Raw genomic sequence first — 26,191 nt, forward strand, 5'->3', positions numbered from 1 at the left:
TCCACTCTCGTCCTGGGGAACCCGGCGCACCCGCCAGCGGGCTCCGGAAGTCGTCCACAGCTAGGGTTATACCCCAGAAGGGTCCAGAGTCCTCCGGTCAGCGCTCCGTCACAGAAACGGAGCCCACGCCGAACACCCGGCCGTTCTGGGTATGAAGCACCACGCGGTACTCGCCGGGCTCGATCCGTCCGTCCTCCGGCCGCAGGCCGTCCCAGACGCGGAACCCCGATTCGTGCGCCAGAATCTCGACGACCCGGGAGCGCTTGACGGCGACCCCATCGCGGGTCCAGTCGAGCGAGACGCGGGTGGGCACCACCGCTGGCGCGAACACCCGGACCACGACCACCAGTCGACCCCGCAACGCGGAGGCCGGCACCGATGCGGGCAGGGTGTCCGGCTGCACGAGGGTCTCGCGGTCGATGTCCGCGGAGAAGGTGACGCGCTCCATCCGGAGCGGAACCGGCGGCACCAGCTCGGGGAGTCCGATAGCCACGATCAGGATCACCACCGCCACAGCCGCCAGTCGGAGGCGCACGCCCCACCCGCGCGCGCCGGACTGCAACGCCAGTGGCACCGCGCTTCCCACGGCCAGCAGTGCCGCCATGGGCGTCCCCACCCGGGGCGGCATGCTGAACAGGAAGGGCAGCAGCAGGTTGAGCGCCGCGAACGCCACCGAGGCGAAGAAGATCATCCCGAAGACGACCTTGGTGCGCAGCCAGCGATCGAACAACAGGTCCAGGCAGGAGAACGCGGCCAATCCCGCCAACAGCGCCAGAAACACGACGTTGGGCGAGCGCAGTACGGTGGAATACGCGTAGAACGGCAGCAGGAAGAACAGCGTTTCCTGATACAGCGTCCGGGTGAGGTAGGAGGAGAGCTCCTGCTTGAGGCCCGGGCGATAGGGCCCTTCGGTGGCCTCCCGAGCTGCGCTGCGGCCGAAGAAGAGCGTCGACGCCCAGGTCACGCCGAGGAAGACTACCACCCAGGGAATGAAGGCGTAGCGCTCGCGGGCCAGGATCACCACTGCGATCCCGGTGGCCAACGCCCACACCGAGTGGATCATCCAGAAGAGCGTGCGGTGTCGCTGCCAGAAGCGTCCGGTCCGCTCCCGGAAGCTCGATCCTCCGCTCACGGGTGGGGGCGCACCGCGACGACCTGCACCACCTCACTCGGCCCGCCGTGTCCCCTGCCCTCGTGGATCTCGCGCCGAACCTCACGTGCGTGGACGAGGTCCAGGCCTGCGAGCTCCTCTCGGAGTTCGTCCAGGGTCATGAGGAGTTCCGGGACCTTGGGACCACCGGTGCCGAGCGCGAGCTGAGCGGGCGTGTAGGCCTCGAGAACGAAGTGGCCCCCGGGCGCGAGCCCTTCGACCACCTGGCGGTGCAGGTGGCGGCGCACCGGTGGCGGCACGTGACAGAAGATGGAGACGATGCCCTGCCAGACGCCGGGTTCGATGCTGAACTCCTCCAGGCGCGTCAGGATCGTCTCGATCTCGACGCCACGCTCCGTGGCCAGGCGTCGCGCCTTGGCGAGCCCCACCGCGGAGCCGTCGACCCCTACGACCTGATAGCCGAGCTCGGCCAGAAAGACGCCGTTGCGCCCTTCGCCCTCGGCCAGCGACAACACCCGACCGGGGGGAATCCGGCCCGCCATCGAGCGCAAGAAGGTGTTGGGCTCGGTGCCGTAGACGTACTCAGCCGTCGAATAGCGTTCATCCCACATCTAGCAGGTCGCTGAACAAGGGGGGCGCCCGGTGTTGGGAGGCCAGGGCCCCTCAACCGAGCGGGACGATGTCCGGACGCCGGGTGACTGTCAATCGGGCTTGGACCGCTTCGCTCCCCTTGCCACGCGAGCCCTTCGGCAATCATTTTCGGTTTTTATTCGGTTTCTACAGGAGCGCCCGTGAGCCGACCGCCACGTTTCGAGAACCACATCCGCACCTTCGAGCTCACGCCCGGCACCGACGTGAATTGGAACCAGATCAACGCCCTGCTCAAGCGCATGGGCACGGAGGGCTGGCAGGTGACGGGATTCCAGTTCAGCCGCCAGCGTGTGGCCATCGCCTTCTCGCGCCCCTTGCTCGACTAGCGACGGGCGTCGGGGCTCGGGGAGGCACCCAGCTGGCCCTCGATCGGTGCCAGGCCCTCCACCTCGATCCGAAACGCTCCCGAGGGCGCGGCTGAAGGCCGGTCGAGGACGACCAGGACCGCCCGCTCGTCGTCGGCCGACCCCACGGCGGCGATGCCGGTGACGCTCGCCCACCCCTCCGCGACCTGCAGCACCCCGAGGCGGGACACGGAGATCGGGCCCCCCTGCGGGTGCAGGAAGCGCAGCGTCCCGGTGGCCCCCACCTCCCCCGGCAGCTGACGCACCTCCAACGCAAGGTCGAACGCCCGTCCACCGAGCTCACCCCCCGAGGCGGACGCGCGGCGCTCCCGCGCGTTGCTCATCGGCCGGCTGGGGAGGTGAGCGCCACGGCGAAGCAGATGGCCGGCTCCCACCCCGGTCACCGCCCCGTCCTCGAGCGCGAACCGACCATTCACGAGCACGTGCACGATGCCCTCGGAACGCAGACCGGGCTCCTGGAACGTGGCGTGATCGATCACCGTGGCCGGATCGAAGGCGACCAGGTCGGCCACCATACCGGGCGCTACGTATCCGCGATCCGCCATGCCGATCGTGGCGGCCGGTAGAGCGCTCATCTTCCGGACCGCGTCCTCCCAGCTCAGCGCCCCGCTCTCCCGCACGTAGCGCCCCAACACGCGCGGGAAGCTCCCCCAGTAGCGGGGATGCCCGACCCGTCCCGCCACCGCGCCACAGTCGCACGCGACCGAGGTGCTCCGGTATTGCAGAATCCGAACGAGATCGTCCTCGGCCCCGAACCGGAGGATCGCTCCCATTCGTCCGTTCTCTTCCAGGATGCGAATGACGGCCTCGCCTCCGGACTCCACCCCGAGCTCGCGCATGACATCCACCAGCTCGCGGCCCGTCTCCGGCATGTACACGCCGCCGGGGCCGCCGAAGCGGGCGGCCATGGCCTCGTCCGCCTCGCGCGCGATCCGGTCGCGCAGCGCGGCATCGGCGAAGCGCGCCTTCATGGCGTCCAGGCCCCCTTCCTGGGCCCAGCCAGGGATGATCAAGGCCGCCAGGGAGGTCTGTCCCGCCAGGTAGGGGTAGGCATCGGCGGCCACCCACGTACCGGTCTCGCTGGCAGCCTGCATCGAGCGCAGGATCTCCGCAGCGCGCCCTTGCTCCCTTCCCTGCACCTTCATGTGGGTGATGATTGGAACCAGTCCACTGCGTTCCCCGATCGTCACCGTCTCGGCGATGCCAACGGTGGAACTGAACCCGGTCTCAGGAGTCAGTCGGTCGTGGTTGGTGAAGTTGGTGCGCCAGGCTCGAGCCGGCTCCACCACGCGCACGACTTCGTCGAGCGTGGCGAAGTAGGCCGGCTTGTAGTCGAGCCCGGAGGAGACACCCCAGGCCCCCGCTTCGAGGCCGGCGAGGATGCGCCGCTGCATGGTGGCCACGTCCGCGTCGCTGGCCCGCCGATCCTCCATTCCCACCGTCTCGGCCCACACACTGTTGAAGCCGATGTCGAGCCCGACGTTGAGGGCCAAGGGGGTCGCCTCCAGCGTCGACATCTGCTCGGCGAGATCAGGGGGACCCCCACCGTCGGCGTTCAGGATCTCGGTGGTCACACCCTGGCTCAGCATGTTCTCCGCGCTACGCAGCCCCTCCAATTGTGCGTGGCTGTGCAGGTTGATGAACCCGGGCGCCACGAAGAGCCCGCTGACGTCCACCTCGTCGCGTCCCGCGCCGGGCGCCACGTCGCCCACGAGGCGAATGAACCCGTTCTGCACGGCCACATCGGCCCGGTAGCGGGGCAAGCCGCTTCCGTCCACCACGGTGCCGCCGCGCAAGACCAGGTCGTACGTGGGTACGTCCGTGGCCCTGGCATGGCTGGACGTCATCAGGAGCGCGCACGCCACGAGGAGGAGGGCGCCGAAGGCGAGCTTCATGGCAGGAATCGTCCGTCGAAGGTGGATGGTCGACACGGTACTGCGGCGCTGCCGGGACCGAAAGCGAGGCCTGGATGATCTCTCCTTGCCCACCCGCACGCCTTTCGGCATGGTGGGAGCGCGCAGCCTCGCCCCCGCCGAGGAGCGTGAACCTCTGCCCCCAGGACCATGCGCGGATCGACGACCCGGCAGATCATGGCGGTCATGTTCACCGACGTGGTCGGCTACACGGCCCTCATGCAGGACGACGAGGGCGCCGCCCGCGAAGTGCGCGCTCGCCACCGATCGATCCTGGAAACGGCCGTCACGGGCCACGACGGCGACCTGCTCCAGACGTTCGGGGACGGAAGCCTCAGCGTGTTCCCGAGCGCCGTCAACGCCGTACGCGCCGCCATCAAGATCCAGCAGGATGCGCAGATCGAAGCTCCGCCCCTGCCGCTGCGGATCGGCGTGCATCAGGGTGAGATCAGCTTCGACTCGCAAGGGGCGTTCGGGGACAGCGTGAACATCGCGGCCCGCATCGAGACCCTCGGTACTGCCGGTAGCGTGCTGATCTCGGCCAAGGTGCACGACGATGTGAAGAATCAGCCCGCCATGCAGACGGCGTATCTGGGGATGTTCGCGTTGAAGAACGTCCAGAATCCCGTCGGTGTCTACGCGGTCTTGGCACCTGGCCTGAGCGTCCCCACGCCCGAGCGCATGCGCGGTGCTCGGGGCGGCGAGTTGTTGAACTCGCCTTCCCTGCCCGCGACGAGTTCGGCGAGGCACCCTGGTGCAACCCGACTGCGACGCGCCTTGTTGGGCGTGGGCGTGGTCGCGACGGCGGCGTTCGTAGGCCACTTCCTGCCGGGAGGCCACCATGCGGACCCCGACCGGGGACTCGCTCGCTTCGAGGTGACCCCGTCCACGGAGAGTAGCCTGCTCCCGAACGTGGTCGGCGTCGACGTCGCGCTCTCGCCGGATGGACGTCAGCTGGTCTGGGTCGGGGCAGCACCGGGCGGTACGCAGCTCTGGCGGCGCAGTCTGGACGACCTCGCTCCCAAGGCCATCCCCGACACCCGGGATGCCCGCGACCCGGTGTTCTCGCCCGACGGAACCAGCATCGCCTTCCGGGAAGGTGAACGCCTGCGGACCATGCGATTGAACGGCGGCGGGCCGGTGACCTTGGTCGAGCGCGGTTTGAGCGGCGGCGCCGATTGGGGTGCCGACGGCTTCGTGTACTTCCCGGGGGCGGAGGTGCTCTACCGCGTACCATCGCGAGGAGGGGCGCCCGAACCGGTGACGACGCCCGGCGACGGAGTGCATCGCTTTCCGCAGGCGCTGCCGGACGGCGAAGGCGTGCTGTTCACGTTGGAGCGTCCCGGCACGCCGGAGCGGAGCACGCTGATGCTGGCCGTAGGCGGGGAGGACTCCGTGCGCACGCTCCTCACCGGCACACGCGGCCGCCTCCTCCCCTCGGGCCATCTCCTCTATTCCGGCGCAGACGGCGCGCTACGCGCCACCCGTTTCGACCGGCGTCGGCGACGCGTCGTGGATCCGCCTGTGGTGATCATCGACGCAGAGACGCTACGCGGTGGCGCCGCCACCAAGTTCGCCATCGCCGACGATGGCTCTCTGCTGTATCGAACCGGGCTGATCGATCGCGTTGCCCTGCAGTTCTTCTGGGTGGACCGTGATGGACGCTCCACACCGGTCGAATCGCGGTGGACCTTCGACCCCGACAGCGAGAACCGAGGCTGGGACCTCTCCCCCGACGATCGCGGCATCGTTTTCAAGGCGGTCACGGATCTGGGAGCGGACATCTGGATCAAGACGCTGGGCGGCGGCCCGCCCGCGCGCTTCACCTACGATGCAGGCGAGGAGCGCATGCCACGCTTCTCTCCGGATGGCGGCTCCGTTCTCTACCTGACGGACCGGGACGGCAACCTCGACGTCTGGTCGCGCCCCGCCGACGGTACGGGCACCGCCGTGCCTCTGGTGGACATGGAGCAGAGCATCGCGGAGGCCGTGTGGAGCCCGGACGGCCGGTGGCTGGTGCTGCGGACGGCCGGCGCTGCGGGGATCATCGGGAATCGCGACCTCTTCGCAATCCGGCCCGGGGTCGACAGCGTGCCGCGTGCCTTGTTTCCCTCCGCCGCCGACGAGGCGGCGCCCGCCGTGTCTCCGAACGGGCGCTGGCTCGCCTACCACTCGGACGAGACAGGTCGCCGCGAGGTCTTCGTGCGGCCGTTTCCCAACGTCGAGGGGGGTAAGTTCCAGATCTCCGAGGGAGGCGGACGAGCTGCGTTGTGGTCGCGTGACGGGCGCACCCTCTACTACATCGCCGACGAAGGCGGGACCACGGTGGGAGTACGCCGCCTCATTGAGGCGCAGGTCAGCCCCGGTCCACCGTTTTCGGTTCTCGAACGCCGCACGCTGTTCGACGTCGAGGACGCATTCTACTTCGCGAACAACTCGAACTCCTATCGGGTCAGTAGCGACGATGCACGCTTCCTGATGGCACGCTACTCGGGGGAAGGTGCACGGGTGGAGATGGTCCTGGTCCAAGGGTTCGGCGACGAACTGCGCCGGCTCTGGGACGGCTGAGGAGCAACGTCGGTGTACCGATTCGAACAGGCCCTGCTGCGTGAACCCTCGGCCAGCTGCGTCCGCGGCCTGCGCGCCGTGGACCGGGGCGCGCCTGACCCGGTGCGCTTCGTGGACCAGCACCGCGCCTATGCGCTGGCATTGGAGACCGCGGGCCTGGGTGTCACGGTTCTCGCTCCCGATGAGCTGCATCCCGACAGCGTGTTCGTCGAGGATCCGGCGCTCTGCTTGCACGAGGCCGCGGTCCTGCTGCGGCCGGCAGCCGTCACTCGTGCCGGAGAGACGGTGGGGCTGCTACCGGCCCTGCACGCCCTGTATGGGAGGGCAGTGGAGAGGGTCGTAGAGGGAACGATCGAGGGCGGGGACATCCTCGTGCTGGAAGAGGAGATCCTCATCGGGCTTTCGGCCCGCACCAACGCGCGCGGAGCCGCATCCCTGACGCATGTGCTCGCTCCCCTCGGGTACCAGGTCCGCGTGACGGAGGTGCCCGCGGGTGTGCTGCACCTCAAGTCCGACTGCGCCACGCTCGGCGATGGTCACGTCCTCGCCACGCGTCGCCTTGCCGCGTCCGGAGTGTTCGACGGCTACGAGGTGATCGAAGTCCCACAGGGAGAGGAGACCGGAGCCAACGCCGTGAGGGTGAATGACCGCGTGCTCCTGGCCCGGGGCTACCCACGCACGGCCGAGCGCCTCACCGCCGCGGGTTACGCGGTCGTGGAGCTGGATATCTCGGAGGCCCAGAAGTTGGACGGCGGGCTGAGCTGCATGTCGCTGCGAAAGCCCCATCCGAGATAGGGGCTGGACACCAGGCTCCGGGTGGGTATCGGCGCCCCGGCGTCGGCTCCGGCGGTCAGAGGCGAAACAGGCTTCGGCGGTCTCCCGTACTCCCAGTATCCAACGAGGCCTTCGACCGCGGGGCGTCTCTCACACCACCGTGATGGATACGCATGGACACTTTCGGCCAGGACTTCCGCTACGCGCTGCGTGGTCTGCGCACCTCTCCTGGATTCGCGTTGGTCGCCATCGTGACCCTGGCACTCGGCATCGGTGTCAACAGCGCGATCTTCGGCATCGTCAACGCCGTGCTGTTGCGTCCCCTTCCGGTGGATCATCCCGAAGAGCTCGTGGACGTCTACGGGCACACCGCCACCTCGTCGAGCCACGACACGAATTCCTACCCTGACTATCTGGACTACCGTGAGCAGACCGAGACGCTCTCAGGACTGGTCGGCTACTCGAACTTCTTTGCCAACCTGTCCATCGAGGGGAGCTCGGAGCTGGTCGTCGGTGAGATGGTCACGGACAACTACTTCCAGGTGCTCGGGGTGCAGCCCGCCCTGGGGCGGCCGTTCGTCGACGAGGAGTACTCGGCGCCGAGTGCGTTTCCCGTAGCCGTCCTGAGTCACGCGCTCTGGCAGAATCGATTCGCTGCCGATCCGTCCGTCGTCGGACGAACGTTCCGCATGAACGGGATCGTCTACTCGGTCGTCGGTGTCGCGCCCCAGGACTTCGGCGGCATGTTCCCGGGCATCACGGCGCAGATGTGGATCCCCACCGCGATGGTCGAGGAGGTCGAGCCCATCGGCAACCAGCGCGGCTCCGGCGGGGGACCGGGCGCCACGCGCTTGGAGCGTCGCGGCCAACACTGGCTCTGGCTCCGTGGCCGCATGCGGCCCGGTGTGGGGGTGGCCCAGGTGCGCGCGGAGCTCGAAGGCATCGCCAGCAGGCTCGCCGCACAATACCCCGAGACCAATGAACTCGAGCGCATCACGGTGCTCGCCAGCAGTGATGTGCACATCAACCCCGACTTCGACGGAACGGTGCTCCCTGTGGGGCTGGTGCTGCTGGGCGCCGTCGGCCTCGTGTTGTTGGTCGCCTGCGCCAATCTCGCCAACATGATGCTGGCGCGCGCGGCGGGCCGGAGAAAGGAGCTGGCCGTGCGCCTGGCTCTCGGCGCAGGTCGCGGACGTTTGATACGACAGCTTCTCACCGAGAGCATGGTTCTGGCCGTCGCGGGCGGGGCCGTAGCGTTGCTGTTGGCGGGCTGGCTGGTCCAGGTGATCTCCCGCCTGCAGCCACCGCTCCCCATCAATCTCGGTCTGAACATCGGACTGGATTGGCGAGTGCTTCTGTTCACGTTGGTGGCCGCGGTGGCCACGGGTGTGTTGTTCGGGCTCGTCCCCGCCCTTCGCGCCTCCCGGACCGATCTGGTCCCCGCGCTCAAGGCGGCAGATGCGCGGAGTGGAGGCGCACGGGGAATCGAGCTGCGCGACGTCCTCGTGGTGGCACAGATGGCGCTCTCACTGGTGTTGCTGGTGGGCGGCGCACTTCTGGTACGCAGCCTCGCCGTGGCCCAACGCGTCGACTTCGGGTACGACGTCGACCGGTTGGTCCACCTCTCTCTCGCCATGGAGATGAACGGATATGACGCGGAGCGGTCGGGCTTGTTCCTCGAGGCCGGCAGGCTCAGGCTCTTGGACCGCCCCGACGTCGCGGCGGTCGGCCTCACCTCCCGGCTGCCGCTTTCGCTCAACAACAACGGCTTCGGCGTGTTCATCGACGGCCACCAGACTTCAGGAAACGACGAGCCCTTTCGCATCGACGGCGCCTATGTCGACGAGGGATACTTCACCGCTTTGGAGGTCCCCATCCTGGCAGGCCGAGGCGTTGAGCGAGCCGATCGCGACGAGCAGCGCCGGGTCGCGGTGATCTCCTCGACGATGGCCGAGCGGTTCTGGCCCGGTGAGAATGCGGTCGGACGCGAGTTCCGCACCGCCTGGGGCGGGGAGCCCTATCGCATCGTGGGGGTGGCGGAAGACTACAAGGTCGACACTCCTGGGGAAGGCCCCAAGCCGTACATCCATCTACCGCTCAGCACGCGTTCGGTATTCGGCGAGTTCCTGGTGCGGACCGTGAACGAAGCGGGGCCCCTGGTCCCTTCGCTGGTGGGGGAGCTTCGCGCCCTGGACCCCGACCTCGTGTTTCTCGATGTCGGACCCATGCGCCGGCTGGCCGATATCCGACTGTTCCCCATCCGCGCCGGCGCTTGGCTCATCGGCGCTTTCGCTCTCCTCGCACTGCTGCTGGCCGCGGTCGGGCTCTATGGCGTGATCGGGTACTCGGTGAGCCGCCGGGTTCGCGAGATCGGGATCCGCAAGGCGCTGGGCGCGGGCTCCGGCGGTGTGGTGGGCATGGTGCTCCGGCAAGGCATGCGCCTGGTCGCCGTGGGTGGCCTGATCGGAGCCGCCCTCGCGGTGCTGGCCGCGCGCTCGCTGTCCTCGGTCCTGTTCGTGGGGTCGTTCGATCTCGTGAGCTTCGCGCTGGCGCTCGGCGTCCTCGCGCTGGTAGCCGCTTCTGCCAACTGGATCCCGGCTCGCCGCGCGGCGGGCGTCGATCCGATCGTGGCGCTGCGGCAGGAGTAGGACGCCCGTCGGGTCAGCCGTACTTGGCTTCCAGGTACTCCACGGATTCGCGGATCAGATCCTCCAGGACGCCCTGGTCCACATCGTCCAACCGTTTGACGTAGAGACAGGACTTCCCAGTTGTGTATGTGCCCAAGTGCTTCATCAAGTGCGGGAAGCGATCGAAACCGGGCATGATGTAGAGCGTGAGCGCCTGCTTCCGGGGCGAGAAGCCGGTGGCGAACCATTCCGTTTCCTTCCCGCTTGCGCCCGGGTACCGACACGATCCGAACCCGACGATACTGTCTCCCCACATCTTCGGCTGCTTGCCGGTCACACGCTTCATGAGCTCGAGCACTCGTCGCGCGTCGACGCGGCGTTGCTCGTGGTCGACCCCCTTCAGAAAGGCCGTCACACTCCCCGAGTTGGGGGTGGTCTTGAGCTTCGCTCTCGCCATGGTATCCTCAGTCCGAGATCGGTCCGCTGCCCTTGAACCAATCGCCCTTGGTGAAGACGATCTTCCCGTTGTTGACCACCATCAGGACATCGTTCAGCGTGCCGATCTGTTCGAGTGGATTGCGCTCGGTGAGGATCAGGTCGCCATCCAGCCCGACGCGTACCTGGCCCGTGTGATCGTCGACGCCCAAGAGCCGGGCGGCGGTCACGGTGGCCGCTTGTAGCGCCTCCAGAGGTGTCAGACCGATACCCACCAGCTCCTCCAGCTCGTGTGACACGCGCACGACGCCTGCCGGGCCATACCCGGTGTCCGTCGCAGCCACGATCGGAACGCCCAGCTCGTGGGCGGTCGCGACCATCTCCTGCACCCGGGGCAACATGTGCCGCCCGCGTAGCATGAGCACGGGGCTCTCATAGTCACCACCGGGAATGGTCAGATCACGGACGATCGCGACGGTGGGAACGAGGTAGGTCCCGCGCTCGGCCATGAGTCGCAGCGTCTCAGGGCTCATGTAGGTGCCGTGTTCGATGCTGGTGACGCCGGCTTCCACCGCGGCCCGCGCTCCTTCGTCTCCATGCGCGTGGGCCGCCACCCCTCGCGCGCCGGCCCGCCGCACCTCGGCCACCACCGCCCCCATCTCGCTGGCATCATAGAACTGTTTGCGGGGATCGGTGTCCGGAAGGCCAGCGCGCTCGGTGGCGTTCAGCTTGATGAAATCAACGCCGCGCCCAAGCATGGTGCGCGCCATGGCAGCCAAGGTCTCGGCACCACGCACCTCCGTCGACACGAACCGCCCCATCTCCGGATGGTTACGGAAGAAGGCCTCCGAGGGATGGGGACGGATGTGGTATCCGGCCGCGAGCACTTCCGGCGCGTCGATGGCCCCGGCGGCCGCCAGCTCCCGCAGGCCCACGTCCGCGTAGTCGTCCACGCCCATGCTCCGGACGGTCGTCACTCCGGACTCCAGCGCGCGCCGGGCCTGGTCGAAGGTCGCGATGTGCACGTGCGCATCCATCAGGCCGGGTGACAGGTACATCCCGCCTACGTCGACGGTGGGGAGATCCGCGCCGGCGGGCACCGTGCCGCCCACCTGGGCGATGCTCCCACCTCGCACCACGACGACGCCCTCCGGGAGGACCGTGCCGCGCTCCACATCCACCACCCGGGCGTGCAGGAGCACGAGGTCCTGGCCGCGGGCGGGAGCCGGACGGATCCCGGCGAGCGCGGTGAGGGCAAGACAGGCTCTTAGGATCGGCGTTCGCATGTGCTCCCCCAGGGCAGCGTGAGCGAAGCGGAACGCCCTTGGCGCGTTCCGGCCGCCCTCGCATGGCGTCATCAACGGGGGCTGCCTACCCCTGGACTCTCGCTCCGGTTCAGCGGCCACGCCCGGCGAGCGTTGGAACGGGCCGCCGGGCACAGGTGTTGCGAGGCGTGTTGTGGCCCCTCCCGAGGTGTTCCACCTTCTAGGAGAGGGAACGCACACTTTCGAGGCAATCCAAACGCCATGTCCTTGTTCTCATGGTCGCACGCATCGCTGCGGCCGGGCCCGGATCGACGCCGCTCCGCCGTCCCCTTCGCTCTTCTGGTCTTTGCCACGGCCCTCATCGGCACCGTCCCAGCCCCGCTGGCGGGTCAGGAAGGTGCCACCGTAGCCGGGCGCGCCGTGAGCGCCGTCGACGGCTCCGCGATCGGCCTGGCCACCGTGGTGGTGGAGCGCACCTCCAGCGGCGACACCCTGTCCGGCGCGATCGCAGGGCAGGACGGGCGTTTCGTCCTGCGAGGCCTGACCCCGGAGCGCTACACAGTTCACGTCTCGTTCCCCGGCTTCTTCCCGGAGTCCGTTCCCCTCCTGGTCTCCGCGCTGAACCTCTCCTACGACCTCGGCGATATCCGGTTGACGGCGGTGGGGAGCATCGACGAGTTGCGCGTGACGGTGGAAGCGGTGCGCACGGCGGGGGTCGAGACGCAGGTGTTCCGGATCGGCGAGGCCGCGGCCCAGACCACCGGGTCTCTCCTGGATGCCATGCGCAACCTCCCCGGCGTGACGGTGGACCAGGACGGCAAGGTTTCGCTGAGGGGCAGTGACCACGTAGCCATCCTGATCGACGGAAAGCCGTCCAGTCTGACCGGGTTCGGAAGCCAACGTGGCCTGGACAATGTGCCCGCGGCCAACATCGAGGCCATCGAGATCATCAACAACCCGTCGGCCCGCTTCGACGCTGCAGGAATGGCGGGCATCATCAACATCATCTACAGGCAGGAGCAGCAGCTCGGCCTTTCGGGGGACTTCGGCCTCTCGCTGGGCTTGGGACAGTTCTCCAAGCAGCGGCCCGACCTCCCCACCGAACTGGGCAGCTTCTCCACCAACGAGAAGATCATCCCGAGCGTGAGCCTGGCGTACAACACCGATCGCGTGCGCGCATTCGGGCACGGCGAGGTGTTCCGTCAGCACGATCTGCCCAACAACGAGTTCACGACTCGCTTCTACGATGATGGTCGGGTCATCGAGTCGCAGGTACCCGAGAATCGGGTGCAGACGCACTACATCTTCAACGGCGGATCGGATGTCCAACTCGATGACGTGAACATGCTCACGGTCTCCGGGATCTGGGACTTCGAGTCGCACACCGACCGCGCCCAGGTGCCGTTCATCCTCGATTCCACGGGAGAGCGGCTCCGCTACTGGTTCTGGCGGGAGCACGAGAGCACCGGATTCGTCAACGTCACCGCCAACTGGAAGCACCAGTTCGCGACGCCGGGTCAGGAGCTGGACGTCAACCTGCAGTATACGCGGGGCTGGGAGGACGAGGAGTACTTCCTGAACGAGGACTCACCGGTCCGCGTGGGCAGGGACGGCACGCACCTGAAGGCGGTCGAAAACACCGTGCCGTTGACCCTCGACTTCGTGCGCCCCCTGGCGAGCGGCCGGGTCGAGCTCGGAGGCAAGCTGCAGCGCCGCTGGCTTCCCATCACCTACACCGTGGACCGTGGCGTGCAGAGCGTCATCTACGACGGGTTGGGAGACCACTCGGATTGGGAAGAGGACCTCTACGCCGCCTACCTCAATCTGGTGCGCATCACCGACACCTACACGCTCGAGGGAGGACTGCGCCTGGAGCAGACCAGCGTCGAGTACCGGATCCCGACGGAGAACATCTACTATCCGGGCAGCGATGCGTACGACTATCTGGAGCTCTTTCCCAACGTGAAGCTGACCTGGGCGTTCTCCAGCTCGGATCGCCTGATTGCAGCCTACAATCGCCGCATCGACCGGCCTGGCGAACCAGAGCTCCGCATCTTCCCCAAGTACGACGACCCCGAGCTGCTCAAGGTCGGGAATCCCTTCCTGCGGCCACAACTCACGAATGTCTACGAGCTCGGGTACGGTCGTTCCTGGACCAGCGGATCCTGGACCACGTCCCTCTACCGGCGGGACATCTCCGACGCCTTCCTGCGCATCTTCGCGATCGACGACTCCAACGCCAACTACGACATCGTCAACAAGATCTACGAGAACGCCGGCAACTCCACGCAGACAGGCGTGGAAGTGATCGTACAGCAGGAGATCGCGGGTCCCTGGCTGCTCTCCGGGAGCGTGAACTGGTTCCGCAACGAAGTGGACGCGCTCCAGACCACGTTGTACTTCCCGACCCAACGCCCGTTCTCCTTGTCGGCATCGTCGCTCGATACCTGGGACCTGACCGTGAACAACCGCATCCGGGTTCCGGGCGATGGCGAGGTCCAGCTCAGCTTTATCCGCTACGGACGCCGCAACGTCCCGCAGGGTTTCGAGCGCGCCCGTTCCTCCGTGGATGTCTCGGGCAAGTGGCCGCTCGCCGATCAGAATGCCGAATTGATCTTCACGTTTTCCGATATCTTCAACGACTTCGGGATCCGGCGTGAGGTCGAGGGGGAAGGATTCACCGCGCTGTACGAGAACCTCATGGAGACGCAGGTCGCCACGGTGGGCATCCGCTGGCGCTTCGGCTGAGGTTGGAGCGGGAGATGCAGCTTCTGATCCGATCGGCGATCCGTAGCGCCATCGAAGCCATGGGCAGACTCGGACTGAGCGCGTGCCTGCTGGCCTCCATTCCCGTGGGTGGAGTCCTGGCCCAGCAGCCCGCCCCCGCACCCCTCGCGACCGTGCGCAACTTCCAGATCGTCTCCGAGCGCTTGGCGTCGTCTGGTCAGATCGGCTATGACCAGATCCCGCTCATTCGGGAGGCCGGCTATCAGGTGATCATCAACCTGGCCGTAGCCGACGAGGAGAGGAACGGCAGGGAGGGTTTCCTGGTCGCGCAGGAGGGCCTCACCTATGTGCACATTCCCGTGGTGTGGGACGAACCGGAGATTGCGGACGTTCGCATGTTCTTCGATGTCATGCGTGCGAACAGGGATCGCAAGGTCTACGTGCACTGCTTCGCCAACATGCGGGCGTCGGCCTTCGTCTATCTATGCCGGACGTTGGTCGAGGGCATGCCGGAGGCCGAAGCGCGTGCCACGATGAACGCTGTGTGGGACCCGCGAGAGAACGACGCCTGGGCCAGGCTGTTGGAGCGCGCCCGCACGGAGCTCGGCCAGGCGGGCTGACGGATCCTCCCTCTCGGGCGGCGACCCGCATCGGCCCAGGGCAGCCGCGTCGCCCTTGCCCCTCCCCGCCCCGCGCGCCACCATCCCCGCAGGACCCTCGTGCGGTCCCTAGGACTTCCGGATGGAGATGTCGGTCATGCGCGCGCGCTCGCTCCTCTTCGTCGCACTCCTCGGCTTTCAGCCTTCGACCGCTCCCGCCCAGACGGTCGACGCTTCCTATCTGGACCTGGTGTCCTGGCGCATGGTGGGACCCACTCGAGGCGGGCGGGTCCTGGCGGTAGCAGGAGACCCACAGCACGACTTCACCTTCTATCAGGGCACGGCGGGCGGCGGCGTCTGGAAGACCGAAGACGGAGGCCTCAACTGGTCCAACGTGTCGGACGGCTCCTTCCACACGGGCTCCGTGGGCGCGATCGCGCTGGCAGCGTCCAACTCCGACATCGTCTACGTGGGCATGGGCGAGGCTTGTATCCGCGGAAACGCGTCCATCGGCGATGGCGTCTACCGCTCCACGGATGCCGGGCGCACCTGGACCCACATAGGGCTCGCCGCCACCAGCCAGATCGCGCGCGTGCGGGTGCACCCCACCAATCCAGATCTCGTGTACGTCGCGGCGTTGGGCACCCCGTGGGGCCCCAGTCCCGACCGCGGCGTGTATCGGAGCCGGGATGGTGGCGCCACCTGGGAGAAGGTCCTGTTCCGCGACGACGACACCGGTGCCATCGACCTGATCATGGACCCGACCAACCCCGACGTGCTCTACGCGTCGTTGCTGCAGCTCCGTCGCTATCCGTGGGGGTTCACCAGCGCCGGACCGGGCACGGGCCTCTTCAAGTCCACGGACGGCGGCGACACCTGGACCGAGCTCACAGACCGACCTGGCCTGCCGGACGGACTCAAGGGGCGCATCGGCATCACGGTCTCGCCGGCTCGTCCCGACCGGCTCTGGGCCATCATCGACGCCGAGCTGGGCAAGAAGGGAGTGTTCCGCTCCGACGACGCCGGTGACACCTGGACGCGCGTCAATGACAACGCCGACCTCACGCAGCGTCCCTGGTACTACCATCACATCTTTGCGGACACGAAGGATCCCAACACGGTCTACGTGCTCAATGTCCGCTTCTGGAAGTCGAGCGACGGCGGCGAGACCTTCGAGCTGGTGCAAGCACCCCACGGCGACAACCACGACCTCTGGATCGATCCGGAGAATCCGCTGCGGATGATCAACGCCAACGACGGCGGTGCCACCGTTTCATTCAATGGAGGCCAGTCCTGGTCCAGCATCATGAACCAACCCACGGCGCAGCTCTACCACGTCGCGGTGGACAACGGCTTCCCCTACCGGCTCTACGCCTCCCAGCAGGACAACACCACCATCTCCGTCCCTAGCCGCTCGGATTACGGCTCGGTCACCGTGGAGGACTGGTACACCGTGGGTGGTGGTGAGGACGGATACGTGGCGCCGCGCACGGACGACCCCAACATCGTGTACGCCGGCGACCATCACTGGCTGTACCGCTACGACCACAGCACCAAGCAGATCCGCGACATCTCGCCGAACCCGGAGACCTACTACGGGTGGGGCGCGGCCGACATGCTGTATCGCTTCTGGTGGACATATCCGGTGATGACGTCACCACACGATCCCGACGTGCTCTACGTCACCTCCCAGTTCGTGCACCGCACCACGAACGAAGGCCAGAGCTGGGAGGTGGTGAGCCCGGACCTGACGCGCGCCGACCCCAGCACCATCGAACGTACGCCCTCCTACGAGCATCCCGAGCCGGGTCAGTACTGGGGCCCCATCACGCGCGAAGCATACGGACCCGAGTGGTACGCCACCGTCTTCGCCTTCGCGGAATCGCCCGCCCAGGCAGGCGTGCTGTGGGCCGGGTCCGATGACGGCTTCATTCACGTCTCTCGCGACAACGGCGCGAACTGGACCAAGGTGAACATCCCGGATCTGCCGGAGTTCGCGCTGATCAGCATCATCGAACCGGGTCACCACGACGCTGCAAGCGCCTACGTGGCGGCCACGCGCTACAAACTGGACGATCAGACCCCCTACCTCTACAAGACCAAGGACTACGGAGCCACCTGGACGCGCATCACCACCGGGATTCCCGCCAACGACTTCACGCGGGTGATCCGCGAGGACCCGGCACGGCCGGGCCTCTTGTATGCGGGGACGGAGCGGACGCTGTACGTCTCCTTCGACGACGGGGCGCACTGGCAGCCGCTCAACCACAATCTGCCCGTGGTGCCGGTGCATGACATCCAGGTCAAGGAGGGCGACCTGGCCATCGCGACCCACGGTCGCTCGTTCTGGATCCTCGACAACGTCGCGCTGCTCCATCAGCTGAGCGCCGCCGCCATGGCGGAACCCGTTCACCTCTTCAGGCCCCGCAACACCATCCGCTTCCGGGACGGCGCGGACCTGGTCGCCAACTACGCGGGAGGGGGCGCTGCGGGCCGCAACCCACCGAGCGGCGTGGTCGTGCCCTACTACTTCCATGATCGCCCGACCGGTTCGGTGACGCTGCGCATTCTCAAGGGCAGCGAGGTGGTGCGCAGCGTTGAGAACGCTCCCGCCCGCCAAGGGGCCAACACATGGATCTGGAACATGCGCTACCCGGGTGCTCGCGTGCTGGACGACGCGGTCTTCCAGGGGAGCCCGCAGGGACCTCTGGCCGCGCCGGGCACCTACACGGTCGAGCTGGTGGCGGACGGCCGCACCCAGCGCCAGGACTTCCAGATCCTGCGTGACCCGCGCATCCACTACACGGATGCGGACCTGATGGCACAGCACGACTTCCTGATCGGCGTGCGGGACCGGCTGAGCGAGACCATGGACCTGGTGAAGGAGATCCGGGACCTGCGCACCGAAGCCGAGCGCCTGGTCGAGGCGGGTGGGAATCGGCAGGAGCTGGTCGAGGCGCTCAAGCGCCTGAACGACAAGCTCTATCCATTGGAGGAGCGCCTGGTGCAGTACCGTGCTCGTGCGGGCCAGGACCTGATCGCCCAACCCACGGGCATCGACTCCAAGCTGGCCCGTTTGATGAACTTCGCCTCCATGGCCGACGCGCCCCCCACGGACGGAGAGCAAGAGCTCTTCCAACGGCTGGTGGAGGGGATCCGCGAGCGGGCCGAGGCGTTGGCCCGGATCCGGGAGGAGGAGTACGCGGAGCTGGTACGGAGGGCGCGGCTGGTCGGATGACGGACCGAAGTCGGCGGCGGGCGCAGGCCCGCCGCCGGCCTTCTTCAGCCTCCGAGCGCCCTCCGCACCGCCTCCCGCACATCGGAGCGCGCCGAGGCGGTATCGAAGCCACTCAGCGCCCGTTGGGCCTCCGCGCCGCCGATGGCGCCCAGTGCCTCGGCAGCGCGGATGCGGTACTTCGCTTCGTAGTTGGCCCGGTACCGGGCCACCCACTGCGCTTCGCTGATGGTGGTGTCGGCGCGCCGCGCATACGAGCCGCGCAACGCCTGCTCCAGTGCCGCGACGCGCTCGGCCGGAGGGCCCTGGTTCAGATAGCCGGCGAGGGTTTGCACCGCCGCCCCCCCCATTGCGACCACTGCCTGGCGCTCGCCTTCGTCACACTCCTCGCATTCCATCCAACGTCCGACGGGATCGGTAGGATAGGCCGGGACCTGGCTCGGGGGCACCTGCGAGGTCTCCGCGTCGGGCGGCTGGGACTTGGGCGCGCATCCCGCAAGGAGTAGCCCCGCCAAGCCGATGACGACGATCTTCATGGTAGTCTCCTCGACACGCGGGTCAGTTGGGCACGCCGTCCAGGGCGAGCCAAGGACACGTGTCCGTGATGTCGGAATCCAGGCAGGTACGCGTGGCGCCCGTGCGGTAGCCCAGCCCGTTCAGGTCCGAGCTGGCATTCAGGGACATCCGCAGGTCCTGGCCTTCGGAGAAGTGGTCCCGCCCGAAGCCACCGCCCACCATGATGTTGTTGGCGGCGAAGTCCAGGACGCCATCCCCGTCGTAGTCGACGCTGTTCGTGTGTCCCAGACTGAACGCGTGTCCCAACTCGTGGGTCAGCGACTCGGGTTGAGCCAGGGATCCGATCATGATGATGTTGTCGGTTCCGCAGTGCCAACCAGTGAACGCTTCATTCGTGTAGTAGATGTTGATCTGACCCGCCGTATAGATGGTGGCGTCGCTCGTAATCGACGAAGTCGTGCAGAAACCTCCGTTCCAGACGTCGATCGCCACCTGGTTGATGGTGGTCGAATCGGCCGTTGCCACGTTCTGATACGTGGCCGTGAACGCAATTCCTCCGTGGTTCTCGTCGAAGAGGGTGTCGGCCAGTGCAATCTCGCCGGCCGCCGGCGCGCCGGCACCGGAGCCCCCGTCGGCCCGCCATACCACGACGGGCACCACGATACGATCGGGGGTCAGATCGATGGTCACCGTGCCGTATGAGGACGAAAACACACTGCTGGGGTCAGCCAGCGCGACCGCGTCTCCGTTGGAAAAGACGATGATCTCGGTGTTGCAGGCACCCGGAGCGTCGAAGGTACCCAGGCTCACGGGTCCATCCACGATCCGGTAGATCGAATCATTCACGCAGGTGCCGCCGAGGTTGCCGTCGACGAGCACTACGGCGCTGTCGGCGCCGGCGTTGTTGGTCACACTCGCGCAGTGGCAGCCGCCACCGATGGCCAGCGGCGTCAGGGCGAGGACACGAAGGGGGGGAAGGCGCGGGATGCGCATGGGGCCTCCCGGGTGGGTGGTGCGATCGGGCCGCCCGTAGGCGGCGTGGGTGTGACCTGAAGAGGCGTCACCCCAGGTCGAAACAGGACATCGGTGGGACCGCCCGAGATGGGCCGCGGAGCCGGGGCAGGGCGACTCGCGGATTCCCGGAAGAGACGACGCGGGAACTCCGCACGTTGTCGGGCCTATGGAGCGCACATGGTCAACGAGGAACTCTTTGCCAAGGTGGACGCGTACGTCGAGGGGCTCTACGGCGGCGACGACGCAGACCTGACCGCCGTCGAGGCGTCGCTGGCCGAGGCCGATATGCCCCGGATCAGCGTTTCGCCGGTCCACGGCCGCTTCCTGCACCTGCTGGCCCTGACGCGAGGCGCGACGCGGATTCTCGAGCTGGGCACGCTGGCCGGGTACAGCACCATCTGGATGGCGCGCGCGCTTCCCCCCGACGGGCGCTTGATCACCATCGAGGCCGACCCGAAGCATCAGGCAGTCGCGCAGCGCAACCTGGAGCGGGCCGGCGTGGCTCATCTGGTGGAGATTCGGGGTGGTCGCGCGCTCGATGTGCTGCAGGAGCTGCGCGACCAGGGCGCCCACCCGTTCGACCTCATCTTCATCGATGCAGACAAGCCGCCGATGGCCGACTACTTCCGGTGGGCACTCCAGCTCTCGCGGCCAGGCACGCTGATCATCGCGGACAACGTGATCCGCAGCGGCACGGTGCTGGATGCCAACCACGAGGAGGAGGCGGTTCAGGGGGTCCGGCGCTTCAACGCGTTGTTGGCGAAGACGCACGGGATCACTTCCACGATCCTCCAGACGGTGGGGCGGAAGGGTCACGACGGACTCGCGCTCGCCCTTGTGCGCTAGCGCACGCGCAGTCCCGCGGCCTCTGCGCGCGCGAGTCCTTCGCGGATGACGCGGCTGGGTCTCACCCGGGAGCAGATCCTCCGGTTCCGACGCCGGGTCGGTGCCCTGGACGCACGTCTCCCAGCGGGCCCCCTCTCGGGGGCGCACGCCGCGCGGGCGGGCCTCCAGGACAGTATGCCGCGTGCCGCACTGCTCTCCCTCCACGCACGCGTCAGTGCCACCGCGCCCGACGCGCTGGAAGACACCGCGTGGGTCCAGATCTGGGGTCCGCGCTACAGCGCCTACGTGGTGGCGTCTGGGGACCACCCGATCTTCACCGTGGGGCGCATGCCCGACTCCCCGGCCAAGCAGCGCACCTTCGAGCGGATGGCCGCGCGCCTGGACGCGCTTCTGGAAGGTCGGGAGATGCCGGCGGACGCCGCGGAGCGGGCGCTGGGAGAGGCACGGAACCGACTGCGCTACGCCACCCTCACCGGACGTCTCCTGATCCGGTGGGACGGCGCGCACCAGCCCACCGTGCGGGTCACTTCGCCGCCTACGCTCGATCCACTGGACGCCCGCCTGGAGCTCGCCCGTCGGCACCTGCGCGTGTTCGGCCCAACCACGGTCGACGCCTTCACGCGCTGGGCCGGTGTCGGCGCACGGGAGGCTCGCGGGGCGTACCAGACCCTTCAGCCCGAGCTCACACCTGTGCGCACACCCGCGGGCGATGCCTCCATCCTCAGCGAGGACGAAGCAGCATTCCGCGAACCCGCTGTACCCGCAGCTTCAGCCCGACTGCTCCCGAGTGGGGACGCCTACTACCTGCTGCAGGGAGACGATCGAGCCTTGCTGGTTCCTGACGCGACGCGCCGGGCCGCCCTCTGGACGTCCCGCGTGTGGCCGGGAGCGGTCATGGTCGACGGAGACATCGTCGGCATCTGGCGGCGTGCGGGAGCGGTGCTCACCGTCGAGCCCTGGCAACGCCTCGCGCGCGCCGCCCGCGACGCGGTCGCGGCCGAAGCCGGGTCGCTGCCTCTGCCCGGGCTTCGGGATCCGATCGTCGTGCAGTGGGCGGACTGAGGGTCATTTGGAGCGGTACAACGCGTAGCGACGGACCCGTTCCACATCGAAATCATCGGGCACAACCGCCAAGACGTAGTCTGCCCCCACTTCCAGGACCTGCCAGGCCATCGGCAAGACAATATCACCGAGCCAGTGTCCGTCCGATGGATCGAACACGCTCCACGTGGCCTCGAGTGCTGTCTGCGGTACGTATTCCTGGACCCAGAGCATGCCGATCCGGTCGATCAGCATCTGGCGAATCCACGGGAGGTACTCCGGATAGACCGCGTCGTCCAGCGTCTCCTTCCAGCGGCGCCGCACCTCGGGGTCCTCCGGGGCGCCGGCCAACGAGGCCGCTTTGTACGCTTCGACCATCTCGGTCGTGAGCGCTCGCCCCAGTTCCGGCCGACGAATGAACGACTGCAGCGTGCCTTCCGGGGTCAGCACCGCAATGGAATACGCTTCGTTATCGGCGAAGTAGAGCCGCTCGTTGCCAACCGCCGCGACGGGATTGCGCGAGAAGGGGGGGCGGCCCCGGGTCTTGTCTTCCGTACCGTCCGGTCGTTTCCACAAGTAGGTGATGTACGAGTAGCCCAAACCCTCGAACACCTGGTTCGAGAACTTGCCATCGGGTCCATATCGAACGAACCGGATCGGATCGCGCTCAACGGCACCCAACACACCCGGTGGACGCATCTCGAGGAGAAAGGCGAGAAATCCTTCGCCAATCGGGCCGACCAGTTGTGGATAGGAGCCAGGATCGGTCGGAGGTTCGAGCTGCAGCATCCGTGAATAGCGGGCCTCCGGCCCGAAGACCTGCATCCGGCGTTCCGCGTGCTCCCAGGTGGCCACCGAGTCCCCCAGGGGCCAGAGCCACTGAATTCGCGCTCCATGGGCAGATCCGAACTCGCCTGGGCCACCACCCTGCCGGCCCGTCCCCTGCACATACTGGCCCTGCTCATCGAACCAGCGAAGCATCGGTGCCGCGCCGGTCGCGAGGACGATGCTGCCGTCCTCCAGAACAGTCCCGTCGGAGACACGAAAAAGCACCTGCATCGTGTCGCTCGCGTCCGCACCGATCTCGGCGCTCGGGAGGATGTCCAAGGTCCACGGACTGGACGCCACTGGGGCCTGGCTCATGACGATCCGTACACCCGCGCTGTCTCGGGCGCTGAACGGGCGCGGCGCCGGGCCTTCGGCACAGGAGGTGGCAACCAGGCTGGAGGCGATCAGGAGCGCTGCGGGCAGCTTCGCCATGTGGGATCCCTCGCCGTGGGAGCACCGTTCTGCTTGGACGCATCCGCAACCTATCAGCCGCGCGTCGGTGGGGCGAACACAGTGCGGAAGGACCCGTCGCGGGGAACTCGGAGTTCACCGTTCCAATCACCGCACCGAAAGCGGCTACTCCCTCACTCGGCCCGCAGCGCCACCACCGGATCGATGCGTAGCGCCCGGCGCGCCGGCAGGTAGGCAGCCAGCAACGCGACTCCGAACAGCAGCCCGGATACCACGGCGAAGGTGCGCGGGTCGGTGGTGTCCGCACCGAAGACCAGGGCCTCCAGGAAGCGCATGGCCCATAGGGACCCAGCCAGTCCGGCCAGGATGCCGAGCCCGGTGACCGCCAGTTCCTGCCGCAAGACCAACAAGACGAGTCGCCCCCGGGGGGCGCCGAGGGAGGCTCGCAGACCCAACTCGCGCGTCCGGCGCACCACCGCAAACGCGATCGTTGCGTAGAGCCCCGCCCCCACGAGAAAGAGAGCGACGCCCCCGAAGAGGCTCAGCAGCATCGTGACCACGCGGGGCCGCGCTGTGATGTCGGCCAGGCGGGTGTCCATGGACATGACGGAGGTCAGCACGGCGTTCGGGTTCAATTCAGCCAACGCTGCGCGCAGGGCGGCCACCACCGACGTGGGGTCGCCCGTGGTGCGCACCATGATGCCGGTTTCCAGCCGCGGTGCTTGCCGCACCGAGACGTAACCCTGCAGCCCCGGTGGTTGGCCCAGCCCGTCGTAGGTGACGTCCCTCGCGATCCCCACGACCATTCCACCCAACCCGAACTCGGACCAGCTCAAGCGAATGCGGCGCCCGATCGCTCCGCCATCGGGGAAGAGGTAGCGCGCGGCGGTTTCGCCGAGGACGATCACAGGCTCGCTCGTCTCGTCGTCCGTGCGCTCGATGTCGCGGCCCTCGATGAGCTCGATGCCCATCGTCGCCAGGTGTGTTTCGGGAACGGGCTGGATGCGAAGCCAGGTGTGGGCCGTGGGATCGAGCTGGGGACGTCCGTCCGAGCCCATCACGATGGCCCGCCAGGTGGGGCTGCCCATGGGGATCGACCCCAGGGTGGCCGCGCTCACGCCCGGAAGCTCTCGCACGCGGTCCACGAATGCGGTGTGGAAGGTGCCGGGATCGATTCCCGCGAGACGATCGGTGGTCGTGAGCGCGTAGGTGGCCGTCAGTAGGCGCTCGCTATCGAACCCAAGGTCTACCCGCTGCAGATTCGACAGGCTTCGGATCATCACCGTCGCGCCGGAGAGGAGCACGAGCGCCACGGCGACCTGGAGCACGATCAAGCCGTTGCTCCCGGTGATCCCGAGCCTCCACGCGGTGCGTCGCGTCGGTGGGCGCCCGCCGCGCAGGGACGCGTTGGGATCGCTCTGGGCCGCCCGCCACGCTGGGAGGAGGCCGAAACCGACACCGACTCCGGCCGTCAGCAAGGTGGCGAACACCACCACCCGCCAGTCGATGCTGAGCATTGCGGGGTCCAGGTAGACGATCGCACGCCTTCCCGTCGTGCCGACGGCCTGGGCCAGCCACCCACCCAGCACGTCCACACCCAACCCGGCCAGGACGGTGCCGGCCAGGCCACCCAGCGCGGCCAGCACCAGGCTCTCCGTCAGCATCTGCCGCAGGATCCGGCCGGGAGCCGCTCCCAGCGAGGTGCGGACCGCGACCTCTTGCTGCCGGCTCGCTCCCCGCGCCGCCAGCAACGCAGCCAGATTCGCGGTCGCGACCAACAGCAGCAGCAGGACCGCCGCGAAGAGCGCGAGCAGCGATGCCTGCGCGGTCGGGTTCGAGCGCGCCTCACGAAACGTCATCAGATCGGCACCGAACAGGAGTTCGGACGCTGCCACGGGCGCCGGGAAGCGCTCCTTGAGGGTCGCACCGAACGCCCGCACCTGTTCCTGGGCTGCGGCCAACGTTACGCCTGGAACCAACCGAGCCAGGACCAGGAAGTGCATGTTCCATGCGTCGTCCAGAGCGCTGTCGTTCTCGACCTCGCGCAAGGCGGCCATGGGAAGCCAGATGTCGGCTTCGCCCGTCAGGCCGGGGAACGTCGAAGGTAGGACCCCCACGATCTCGAACCGCAACTGGTCCAGCGTGAGGTTGCTCCCGATGGCGGCGTCGGACGAGCCGAAGCGTTGGGCCCAGAAATCGTGACTCACCAGGGCCAACATCCGCGGCGCGCCCGCGTCTTCGTCGTCCGGGCCGAACAGCCGGCCTCTCGCCGCCTCCAGCCCGAGCAGCTCGAATAGAGAGGGCGTTACGACCTCCACCGACGCAACCGACGGATCGCCCAGCTCCGTGAGCGTCATGGTGCGCCGCTCGTACCCCGCGGCCACCTCGATCGACGAGACGTCCCGCATGAGATCCTGGTAGCGGGGATAGGACCACCGGGTCCCACCCATCTCGGCTGGCGTCATGCCGACCATCTGGTCGACGACCACGAGACGCTCGGGCTCGGGGAACGGCGGATCCGAAAGGATCGCCTCCTCCAGCACCGTGAACAGTGCCGTGCTGGCACCGATCGAGGACGCGAGCATGATCAGCGCGGCGACCGCGAACCCGGGGCTACGCGCCAGCGTGCGCAACGCGTAGCGGGTATCCTGCAGGACCGACTCCATCGTCCACCCCTCCTTCCACTCCCAGGCCCCGTGCCAGAACGCGCCGAACAAGAAGGCCGCAACCCGCGCTCCACCTCCCTGCCCCGACCGACGGAGCTGCCACAACTCCGCTTCCCACTCGTCCAACCACTCCCGACGTCCGTCCCCTGGTACGAGTCGCGCCGCCACTCGAAGCAGGCGCCGGCTCCAGCGGGTGAGGGCATCGGGCCGCCACTCGTGGCCCGAGTGGGTCACGACTCGGCGTCTCCGACGATGCGTAGGCCGTCGGAACGCACGCCGGGGAGAGGTCCACCCACGCGCGCGCGGGCCTCCCCAAGTGCTCTGGCGCCTGCGGCCGTCAGCGCGTAGTAGCGGCGTCGCGGCCGGCGCTCGGCTTCTGCGAGCTCCGCATCCTCCCAGCGGCCCGCGATGAGCTTGCGCTTTTCCAAGCGACGTAGGGTCGTGTAGACCGTTCCCGGCAGAAGGCCCGTCTGCTCGGTCAGATCCAGGCCGTAGCTCACCCCACCCTCGAGAGCGGCGAGGATGCTGGTCACCGCGTGTCCGAACGGACGCCCCACTCCCACCTCCTCGGCGGCCTCCGGCCGGCCTCTGGCGGCTCC

Annotated in this window: 19 protein-coding genes; 9 read left to right on the top strand and 10 right to left on the bottom strand. The window is 67.8% G+C overall.

Going from position 1 to position 26,191, the window contains the following annotated elements:
* Positions 1-97 precede the first annotated feature (97 nt).
* Positions 98-1,132, bottom strand: coding sequence for a DUF5924 family protein (locus R3E10_07510; protein MEZ4415587.1), 1,035 nt, complete (start codon positions 1,130-1,132; stop codon positions 98-100).
* The gene (locus tag R3E10_07515; protein ID MEZ4415588.1) at positions 1,129-1,722 is read right to left on the bottom strand and encodes a class I SAM-dependent methyltransferase; all 594 of its coding nucleotides are present in this window, start codon (positions 1,720-1,722) and stop codon (positions 1,129-1,131) included. The genes R3E10_07510 and R3E10_07515 overlap by 4 nt, the downstream gene beginning before the upstream one ends.
* Positions 1,723-1,902: 180 nt before the next feature.
* On the opposite strand from R3E10_07515, the gene R3E10_07520 reads away from it, so the two are divergent.
* Positions 1,903-2,088, top strand: a complete 186-nt coding sequence (locus R3E10_07520) for a hypothetical protein (protein MEZ4415589.1) — start codon at positions 1,903-1,905, stop codon at positions 2,086-2,088.
* Here the strand turns inward: R3E10_07520 and R3E10_07525 are convergent.
* Entirely contained in the window at positions 2,085-4,022 is a 1,938-nt protein-coding gene (locus R3E10_07525) for an amidohydrolase family protein (GenBank protein ID MEZ4415590.1), read from the bottom strand. The genes R3E10_07520 and R3E10_07525 overlap by 4 nt on opposite strands.
* A gap of 168 nt (positions 4,023-4,190) precedes the next feature.
* On the opposite strand from R3E10_07525, the gene R3E10_07530 reads away from it, so the two are divergent.
* The 3 genes from R3E10_07530 to R3E10_07540 all read left to right on the top strand — a co-directional run bounded on the left by R3E10_07530 (position 4,191) and on the right by R3E10_07540 (position 10,030).
* Complete coding sequence (locus tag R3E10_07530) at positions 4,191-6,608, top strand: adenylate/guanylate cyclase domain-containing protein (GenBank protein ID MEZ4415591.1); 2,418 nt, start codon at positions 4,191-4,193, stop codon at positions 6,606-6,608.
* A gap of 12 nt (positions 6,609-6,620) precedes the next feature.
* Positions 6,621-7,403 carry an arginine deiminase family protein gene (locus R3E10_07535; GenBank protein ID MEZ4415592.1) on the top strand — a complete coding sequence of 261 codons (783 nt, stop codon included), beginning with the start codon at positions 6,621-6,623 and terminating at the stop codon, positions 7,401-7,403.
* 152 nt (positions 7,404-7,555) lie between these two features.
* The gene (locus R3E10_07540; protein MEZ4415593.1) at positions 7,556-10,030 is read left to right on the top strand and encodes an ABC transporter permease; all 2,475 of its coding nucleotides are present in this window, start codon (positions 7,556-7,558) and stop codon (positions 10,028-10,030) included.
* Between the two features lie 13 nt (positions 10,031-10,043).
* Here R3E10_07540 and R3E10_07545 read toward each other — a convergent pair whose 3' ends face one another.
* Together R3E10_07545 and R3E10_07550 are read right to left on the bottom strand one after the other, a co-directional pair.
* The gene (locus R3E10_07545; GenBank protein ID MEZ4415594.1) at positions 10,044-10,466 is read right to left on the bottom strand and encodes a DUF1801 domain-containing protein; all 423 of its coding nucleotides are present in this window, start codon (positions 10,464-10,466) and stop codon (positions 10,044-10,046) included.
* A gap of 7 nt (positions 10,467-10,473) precedes the next feature.
* The gene (locus R3E10_07550) at positions 10,474-11,730 is read right to left on the bottom strand and encodes an amidohydrolase family protein (protein MEZ4415595.1); all 1,257 of its coding nucleotides are present in this window, start codon (positions 11,728-11,730) and stop codon (positions 10,474-10,476) included.
* Between the two features lie 240 nt (positions 11,731-11,970).
* On the opposite strand from R3E10_07550, the gene R3E10_07555 reads away from it, so the two are divergent.
* The 3 genes from R3E10_07555 to R3E10_07565 all read left to right on the top strand — a co-directional run bounded on the left by R3E10_07555 (position 11,971) and on the right by R3E10_07565 (position 18,273).
* Complete coding sequence (locus tag R3E10_07555) at positions 11,971-14,457, top strand: TonB-dependent receptor (GenBank protein ID MEZ4415596.1); 2,487 nt, start codon at positions 11,971-11,973, stop codon at positions 14,455-14,457.
* Positions 14,458-14,471: 14 nt separating this feature from the next.
* Positions 14,472-15,056, top strand: a complete 585-nt coding sequence (locus tag R3E10_07560) for a protein tyrosine phosphatase family protein (protein ID MEZ4415597.1) — start codon at positions 14,472-14,474, stop codon at positions 15,054-15,056.
* A gap of 121 nt (positions 15,057-15,177) precedes the next feature.
* Positions 15,178-18,273: a glycosyl hydrolase gene (locus R3E10_07565; GenBank protein ID MEZ4415598.1), complete on the top strand. Its 3,096-nt coding sequence runs from the start codon at positions 15,178-15,180 to the stop codon at positions 18,271-18,273.
* Between the two features lie 44 nt (positions 18,274-18,317).
* Here R3E10_07565 and R3E10_07570 read toward each other — a convergent pair whose 3' ends face one another.
* Both R3E10_07570 and R3E10_07575 read right to left on the bottom strand, forming a co-directional pair.
* Positions 18,318-18,806 (bottom strand): hypothetical protein, encoded by a 489-nt coding sequence (locus R3E10_07570; GenBank protein MEZ4415599.1) that lies wholly within the window; start codon positions 18,804-18,806, stop codon positions 18,318-18,320.
* Between the two features lie 22 nt (positions 18,807-18,828).
* A complete protein-coding gene (locus R3E10_07575) occupies positions 18,829-19,779 on the bottom strand; it encodes a hypothetical protein (GenBank protein MEZ4415600.1) in 951 nt (316 codons plus the stop codon).
* 198 nt (positions 19,780-19,977) lie between these two features.
* On the opposite strand from R3E10_07575, the gene R3E10_07580 reads away from it, so the two are divergent.
* Positions 19,978-20,646 (top strand): O-methyltransferase, encoded by a 669-nt coding sequence (locus tag R3E10_07580; GenBank protein MEZ4415601.1) that lies wholly within the window; start codon positions 19,978-19,980, stop codon positions 20,644-20,646.
* A 45-nt stretch (positions 20,647-20,691) separates the two neighbouring features.
* Positions 20,692-21,708, top strand: a complete 1,017-nt coding sequence (locus R3E10_07585; GenBank protein ID MEZ4415602.1) for a crosslink repair DNA glycosylase YcaQ family protein — start codon at positions 20,692-20,694, stop codon at positions 21,706-21,708.
* A gap of 3 nt (positions 21,709-21,711) precedes the next feature.
* On the opposite strand, the gene R3E10_07590 is transcribed toward R3E10_07585, so the two are convergent.
* The 3 genes from R3E10_07590 to R3E10_07600 all read right to left on the bottom strand — a co-directional run bounded on the left by R3E10_07590 (position 21,712) and on the right by R3E10_07600 (position 26,149).
* Positions 21,712-22,947, bottom strand: a complete 1,236-nt coding sequence (locus tag R3E10_07590) for a hypothetical protein (GenBank protein MEZ4415603.1) — start codon at positions 22,945-22,947, stop codon at positions 21,712-21,714.
* 152 nt (positions 22,948-23,099) lie between these two features.
* Positions 23,100-25,826: an ADOP family duplicated permease gene (locus R3E10_07595; GenBank protein ID MEZ4415604.1), complete on the bottom strand. Its 2,727-nt coding sequence runs from the start codon at positions 25,824-25,826 to the stop codon at positions 23,100-23,102.
* A complete protein-coding gene (locus R3E10_07600) occupies positions 25,823-26,149 on the bottom strand; it encodes a helix-turn-helix transcriptional regulator (GenBank protein ID MEZ4415605.1) in 327 nt (108 codons plus the stop codon). Before R3E10_07600 ends, R3E10_07595 begins: the two co-directional genes overlap by 4 nt.
* Positions 26,150-26,191 lie beyond the last annotated feature (42 nt).

The sequence above is a fragment of the Gemmatimonadota bacterium genome, from assembly GCA_041390105.1.
In the GTDB taxonomy this organism is placed as follows: Bacteria; Gemmatimonadota; Gemmatimonadetes; order Longimicrobiales; family Gaopeijiaceae; genus JAGQIF01.

Bases quoted from the DNA above. Each gene is read 5' to 3' on its own strand.
- R3E10_07555 (MEZ4415596.1), top strand. From the start codon at position 11,971: ATGTCCTTGTTCTCATGGTCGCACGCATCGCTGCGGCCGGGCCCGGAT.
- R3E10_07530 (MEZ4415591.1), top strand. From the start codon at position 4,191: ATGCGCGGATCGACGACCCGGCAGATCATGGCGGTCATGTTCACCGAC.
- R3E10_07565 (MEZ4415598.1), top strand. From the start codon at position 15,178: ATGGAGATGTCGGTCATGCGCGCGCGCTCGCTCCTCTTCGTCGCACTC.
- R3E10_07515 (MEZ4415588.1), bottom strand. From the start codon at position 1,722: ATGTGGGATGAACGCTATTCGACGGCTGAGTACGTCTACGGCACCGAG.
- R3E10_07580 (MEZ4415601.1), top strand. From the start codon at position 19,978: ATGGTCAACGAGGAACTCTTTGCCAAGGTGGACGCGTACGTCGAGGGG.
- R3E10_07525 (MEZ4415590.1), bottom strand. From the start codon at position 4,022: ATGAAGCTCGCCTTCGGCGCCCTCCTCCTCGTGGCGTGCGCGCTCCTG.
- R3E10_07585 (MEZ4415602.1), top strand. From the start codon at position 20,692: ATGACGCGGCTGGGTCTCACCCGGGAGCAGATCCTCCGGTTCCGACGC.
- R3E10_07575 (MEZ4415600.1), bottom strand. From the start codon at position 19,779: ATGCGCATCCCGCGCCTTCCCCCCCTTCGTGTCCTCGCCCTGACGCCG.
- R3E10_07560 (MEZ4415597.1), top strand. From the start codon at position 14,472: ATGCAGCTTCTGATCCGATCGGCGATCCGTAGCGCCATCGAAGCCATG.
- R3E10_07550 (MEZ4415595.1), bottom strand. From the start codon at position 11,730: ATGCGAACGCCGATCCTAAGAGCCTGTCTTGCCCTCACCGCGCTCGCC.
- R3E10_07590 (MEZ4415603.1), bottom strand. From the start codon at position 22,947: ATGGCGAAGCTGCCCGCAGCGCTCCTGATCGCCTCCAGCCTGGTTGCC.
- R3E10_07570 (MEZ4415599.1), bottom strand. From the start codon at position 18,806: ATGAAGATCGTCGTCATCGGCTTGGCGGGGCTACTCCTTGCGGGATGC.
- R3E10_07545 (MEZ4415594.1), bottom strand. From the start codon at position 10,466: ATGGCGAGAGCGAAGCTCAAGACCACCCCCAACTCGGGGAGTGTGACG.
- R3E10_07540 (MEZ4415593.1), top strand. From the start codon at position 7,556: ATGGACACTTTCGGCCAGGACTTCCGCTACGCGCTGCGTGGTCTGCGC.